The organism is Streptococcus sp. HMSC071D03 (assembly GCF_001812125.1).
GTDB classification, from domain to species: Bacteria; Bacillota; Bacilli; order Lactobacillales; family Streptococcaceae; genus Streptococcus; species Streptococcus pseudopneumoniae_N.
The window spans coordinates 1-5,668 of the sequence record NZ_KV807805.1 but is presented as its reverse complement, the minus strand read 5'-3'; the positions used below and the strand labels follow the sequence as shown (position 1 = coordinate 5,668).

Below are 5,668 nucleotides of genomic sequence, written 5' to 3'. Positions count from 1 at the left end.
GCAACTCAAAGCCGACCATGACGCATACCTTGCTGAGCAACAACGCTTGCAAGCTTTGAAAGAAAAAGAAGATGCAATCCGTAAAGCAGGTGGTCAACCTCAAGAAGTTAAAGACGCTAACGGTAAAGTAGTTGATGTTGTGGATGCTAAGGCTCAAAACGAACCTGTTAATTTTGCTACAGTGGGAACTAAAGACGATAAAACCTATCAAGCACCTGTACAAGCTAGTCAAACAAAAGCAGAACCTAAGAAACAACTTCCAAATACAGGAACAAAGGATTCAGGACTTTTAGCATTGTTTGGAGCAAGTGTTGGACTATTTGCTTTAGCAGGAAAACGAAAATATAATAGATAAAAAGAAAGAGAGCAGTGGCTCTCTTTTCTAATGAATGGAAACAAATTAGTATATATGTAAAAATTTTAGATAAGGGAAACTTTTGATATTCTGGTTCGATTTTTGCTTATTTTTTATGAAAGTTTACCTTATTTTAATGAAACTGATTGAAATTAGTTGAAATTTTATTTTTTGAAAACTTATGAAAACGTTGATTTTAAAGCACTTTGAAATTAGATGAAATAAGTGGTGCCCCAACCAGGTCTTAAGAAAGCTCGTAAAGCTAGCCAGTTCTCTAAACGTTAATTCGTTGCTGGACAGCAGAATACAAACGAAAACACTTTGCATATTGCAAGGTGTTTTTTTCTATGAGAACTGGCGGTGCGCAATTAGGATAGCTCTAGCGACTTTAGTCGCATAGAGATATGCTATGCACAGTTGCCCCAAGAAAACAAGCGAAGCGATGTTTGATTGGATGGCAACCACTGCACTCAAAACGTTCTTCGAAAGAATTACTATACTTACAAAGAGCACCTTTTGGGGTGTTCTTTTTTATTGATATCTTGTAGATTTATAATTAGAAATCTCCTTGAAAGGTATCGGGTAAATGAAAAGACTCGGCGATCATATCCTATTTCTTCGTACTTTAACCTAATACCTATAATGTAAAAAACTCTAGCTATCAAGTAGTTGATAGTTAGAGTTTTTTTCTATTCATATGATTTAATTAGATGAAATAGGGCCTCTACTTCTGATGACGGTGTGGCTGATTTAAGATAAGTGTAGTAAACTGTAAAAGTTATCTGATCCTTCGGTATAAGAGGGATCTTGATTAAATTATCATCTTCATCAGAAAGTGCGATATCAGCCAGTAAACTAAGGCCAATCCCTTTCTTTAAAAGTTCTTTAAGAATGACAATGTCATCAGTCTTAAAGAATATTTCTGCCTTGTTTTGATATTTTTGATTAAGCATTTCAAAAGCTTTCAGGTGAACAAAGTGTTCGTCTAAAAGTATAAAGGATTGATCTACTAATTCTTCAAAAGCGAGAGAAGGAGCAGTAGCAAGAGGATGGTTCTTAGATAAAACGACATACAGTTCTTTATGAAATAGCTCGTGTGTCTCTATTGAAGGATAATTGAGAGGTTCAATCAAACCGAGTAGGCTTGCATCAAGGTCTCCTTTGATGAGAAAGTTTAATAACTCCACGGAGCCACCGCGGATAGGGCGTACCTTTTTTAAAAAATCGAATTTATCTTTTTCGTTTAAGGCAGCAAAGAGATACTGAATGATAATAGGAGGGAATCCTACAGTAGAGTATTGTGCCAAGGAGCGATTAATTTCTTTGCGAGTAGAAATGACCTCAGGTAAAATCAGTTCTGTATGCTTTAGAAGGATTTGTCCTTGAGGAGTTAGCTTGAAGGAACGATGCGAGGGGTCATGGTGAATCAATTTGCAGTTAAAGGATTCCTCTAAGCGCTTGATAGCATAAGAAATAGATGGTTGGCTGACTTTATGTTGTTTTGCTACTTCCGTATAGGATTGAAGCTGGCAGAGGTCATAAAAATATTGTAGATCTTTTAAATTCATATGGGTTCACTTTCATTAGTTGGAGAAGGAAAATAAGTGGGGAAATCAGCAGATAAATAATTTTTATCCGTAGCCTACAATTTGACTATACGGGTATTCACTAGTTAAAATGTAAGTGAGTCAGGGATCTCAAAGATTATCTAAGATACTTTCAAAAATGACCAACATCTTTTCTCGTCTATCAATAGGGAGCTGTTTAATCTTCATGTTGATTCTTTTGAGTGAAAGATTGTCAGTCTTATCAGAGGTTGATTCAAGGCTATCAAAATTGAAAAATTCCTCTGGGGTCATCTCTAGGGCGACAATCACTTTTTCAAGACTGTGAATGGTCAGATTCACATTTTGGTTTTCAAGTTGATTGATATATTTTAGCCCAAGTCCTGCATGTTCCGAAAGTTCTTCCTGGCTCATTTTTTTCTGTGTTCGAAAATATTTCACTTTTTGGGAAATATATTGTTGTAAATAGTTTTTAGTTGTCATATAAATAGAATACAAGTTTTGCATGACAAAAAACACCTTAAAAAATACAAAGTATTATATAGCAAACTTATATGATATTTATTTTAATTAGGATTGCTAATTTGTATGATTAGTTTCTTTTGATCGAAAATTTTAGTAAAGAGTGATTATCGAGAGTTTGATGAGTCCAGAACTTTATAAAATATAACAACTTAAAGTGTCATCAATAATAGTGTTTTAAGTATAAAAGAGCTTTTTAGAAATTGTTCTCGTAGATTCATTATAACATATACGTATCCGATTGTATTTTATAAGCAACAAAGTTTCATAAACAATTCGTTTTATTTGGTATAATATAAGTAAAAAGGAGGTTGCATTATGACTGCACATGATATTTTAAATAATCCTTTCCTTAATAAGGGAACTGCTTTTACCTTAGAGGAGAGAAAGGAACTAGGCCTTATTGGTTTACTACCACCTTATGTTCAAACGATTGAAGAACAAGCGTCGCAAACTTATGCACAAATGCAAACAAAAGCCAATGATTTGGAAAAACGTCTTTTCCTAATGGAAATTTTTAATACCAACAGGACTCTTTTCTATTACCTATTTTCTCAACATTTGGAAGAATTCAATCCAATTGTATATGACCCAACCATCGCAGATACGATTGAAGGCTATAGTGATCTCTTTGTAGATCCCCAATATGCGGGATATCTTGATATCAATCATCCTGAAAATATTGAAGCCACTTTGAAAAATGCTGCTGGGGATCGCGAGATTCGTCTCATTGTTGTAACAGATGCAGAAGGAATCCTTGGAATTGGTGACTGGGGAACAAATGGTGTTGATATTTCTGTTGGGAAATTGATGGTCTATACGGGTGCTGCTGGAATCGATCCTTCGATGGTCCTTCCTTTAGTCATCGATGCAGGGACTAACCGTGAAGAACTTCGTAACAATCCTAATTACTTAGGAAATCGTCACGAACGGGTCCGCGGAGATCGTTACTACGACTTCATTGACCAATTTGTTCAAACAGCAGAACGTCTCTTTCCTAAACTTTACCTTCACTGGGAAGATTTTGGTCGCTTGAATGCTGCCAATATTCTTGAAAAATACCGGAAACAAATTCCGACCTTTAATGATGATATTCAAGGTACAGGAATCGTTACCTTGGGTGGTATCTTTGGTTCGCTGGATATTAGTGGTGAAAAATTAACAGATCAAGTTTATCTCTGCTATGGTGGTGGTACTGCGGGTGCAGGAATTGCCTCTCGTGTTCTGCGTGAAATGGTGAGTGAAGGTCTCTCTGAAGAAGAAGCCTATAAACGTTTCTTTATGGTTGATAAACAAGGTCTTCTCTTTGATGACATGGATGACCTAACCCCTGAACAAAAACCGTTTGCTAAGAAACGTGCTGACTTTAGTAATGCAGACAAGTTGACTGACCTGCTTGAAGTAGTGAAGACTGTGAAGCCAACCATTCTTGTAGGAACTTCGACTCAGCCTAATACTTTCACTAAAGAAATAGTAGAGGCTATGTGTGAAAACACAGAGCGTCCGATGATTTTCCCTTTGTCAAATCCAACCAAACTAGCTGAAGCTAGTGCTAAAGATTTGATTGAATGGTCAGATGGCAAAGCTTTTGTCGCAACAGGAATTCCTGCTGATACAGTTTCTTATAAAGGTGTCGACTATGTGATTGGTCAAGCCAATAATGCCTTGATCTACCCAGGTCTTGGTCTAGGTATGCTGGCTTCTGAAGCAAGTCTTTTGACTGATGAAATGATTGGAGCAGCAGCTCATTCATTGAGTGGTATTGTCAATCCAGGCCAACCAGGAGCTCCTGTCTTGCCACCATTCAAGTATGTAGCAGATGTTTCTATTAAAGTAGCAGAAGCAGTCGCTAAAAAAGCACAAGAGCAAGGTCTTGCGCGTGCTAAGGAAACAGATATGGCCAAAGCAGTTCATGATTTGAAGTGGTATCCAGAGTATAAATAATTCATTGCTGCTGTCTATCCTTCACTAGCCACAGATTTGTATGGGCTGTGGACTTAAGTAATTTAGAAAGGATACCTATGTCACTCTTTTTAACCTCGATTACGAGTATCATTCCGATTATCGCTATTATTGTTTTGGGGTATATTCTTCAGGTTAGGGGATGGTTTGGAGATAGCTTTGGTCCCAACCTGTCTCGTTTGATCATGAATGTAGCCTTGCCAGCTTCAATCTTTGTTTCGGTGATGAAATACCTAACACTAGATAAGCTAATCAGTCTTTCTGGAGGTCTCCTTTATACATTTGTGGCCTTTATCTTGGGCTATATCGTAGCTTATATTACAGTTGTGGTTTTCAAGGTTCGTCCAGGACGGCGAGGAACCATGATTAATACCTTTGTGAATGCCAATACTATTTTTATTGGTTTACCTTTAAACGTTGCTCTTTTTGGGGATCAGGCTCTTCCTTATTTCTTGATTTACTATATCACCAATACGATTTCCACCTGGACATTGGGCGTGTATTTGATGACGAGCGACAGTAAATCGGGTCAAAGCAAGGAGACAACTAAATTTGACTGGAAGAAATTGCTACCAGCTCCGCTTGTAGGTTTTCTTGTCGCCCTACTATTTTTGATTCTCCGAATTCCTATTCCAGATTTTGCAACGAATACCTTAACCTATGTTGGAAATATCGTCACTCCCTTATCTCTGATTTATATTGGTATTGTTCTTGCTAAGGCAGGCTTGAATACGATTGCTTTTGATAAAGATACAATTGTCACCTTGGTTGGACGCTTTATCCTAGCTCCTCTGATCATGCTTCTTGTATTGAAGTTCTTTGCACCAAATATGGCAACAGTAGAATTTAAGACCTTTATGATTCAGTCTGCTACACCAGCTCTGGCAGTTCTCCCAATCCTTGCTAATCAAGGAAAAGGAGATGTGGAATTCTCTACGAATGTAGTGACTCTAAGTACGATTCTATTTATCGTTGTTATTCCAATATTACAAACTTTGTTAGGATAAGAAGGAAGAAGATAGGATTGAAAGTTTTGCATTAAGAAATTGCACTATTTTAGATACATAAATTTTTATTTATTGAAATTGAAATCAGAAGAAACTCTTCTGACGGTTGCTATCAAGCGCTTTTGAGCTGTCCTAAAAACCAGACTTTTCAAACTAGGATTGAAAAAAGCTCGTAAAGCATTACAATTTAGTAAACGTTCTTCGAAAGAATGACTATACTTACAGGCTCTTTGTCAACTGTAGTGGGTTGATGAAAA

Annotated in this window: 5 protein-coding genes; 3 read left to right on the top strand and 2 right to left on the bottom strand. The window is 36.8% G+C overall.

Annotation, left to right across the window (positions count from 1 at the left end):
• Positions 1–355, top strand: a 355-nt coding sequence (locus HMPREF2837_RS09205; protein WP_148131859.1) for an LPXTG cell wall anchor domain-containing protein, incomplete at its 5' end; no start/stop codon positions are given.
• 689 nt (positions 356–1,044) lie between these two features.
• Here HMPREF2837_RS09205 and HMPREF2837_RS09200 read toward each other — a convergent pair.
• Positions 1,045–1,923, bottom strand: a complete 879-nt coding sequence (locus tag HMPREF2837_RS09200; RefSeq protein ID WP_049548121.1) for a LysR family transcriptional regulator — start codon at positions 1,921–1,923, stop codon at positions 1,045–1,047.
• A gap of 129 nt (positions 1,924–2,052) precedes the next feature.
• Positions 2,053–2,403: a helix-turn-helix domain-containing protein gene (locus HMPREF2837_RS09195; protein WP_049548143.1), complete on the bottom strand. Its 351-nt coding sequence runs from the start codon at positions 2,401–2,403 to the stop codon at positions 2,053–2,055.
• Positions 2,404–2,760: 357 nt separating this feature from the next.
• On the opposite strand from HMPREF2837_RS09195, the gene HMPREF2837_RS09190 reads away from it, so the two are divergent.
• Positions 2,761–4,386, top strand: coding sequence for a malolactic enzyme (locus tag HMPREF2837_RS09190; protein WP_049548120.1), 1,626 nt, complete (start codon positions 2,761–2,763; stop codon positions 4,384–4,386).
• Positions 4,387–4,463: 77 nt separating this feature from the next.
• Entirely contained in the window at positions 4,464–5,411 is a 948-nt protein-coding gene (locus tag HMPREF2837_RS09185) for an AEC family transporter (protein ID WP_049548119.1), read from the top strand.
• Positions 5,412–5,668 lie beyond the last annotated feature (257 nt).

Bases quoted from the DNA above. Each gene is read 5' to 3' on its own strand.
- HMPREF2837_RS09200 (WP_049548121.1), bottom strand. From the start codon at position 1,923: ATGAATTTAAAAGATCTACAATATTTTTATGACCTCTGCCAGCTTCAA.
- HMPREF2837_RS09185 (WP_049548119.1), top strand. From the start codon at position 4,464: ATGTCACTCTTTTTAACCTCGATTACGAGTATCATTCCGATTATCGCT.
- HMPREF2837_RS09195 (WP_049548143.1), bottom strand. From the start codon at position 2,403: ATGACAACTAAAAACTATTTACAACAATATATTTCCCAAAAAGTGAAA.
- HMPREF2837_RS09190 (WP_049548120.1), top strand. From the start codon at position 2,761: ATGACTGCACATGATATTTTAAATAATCCTTTCCTTAATAAGGGAACT.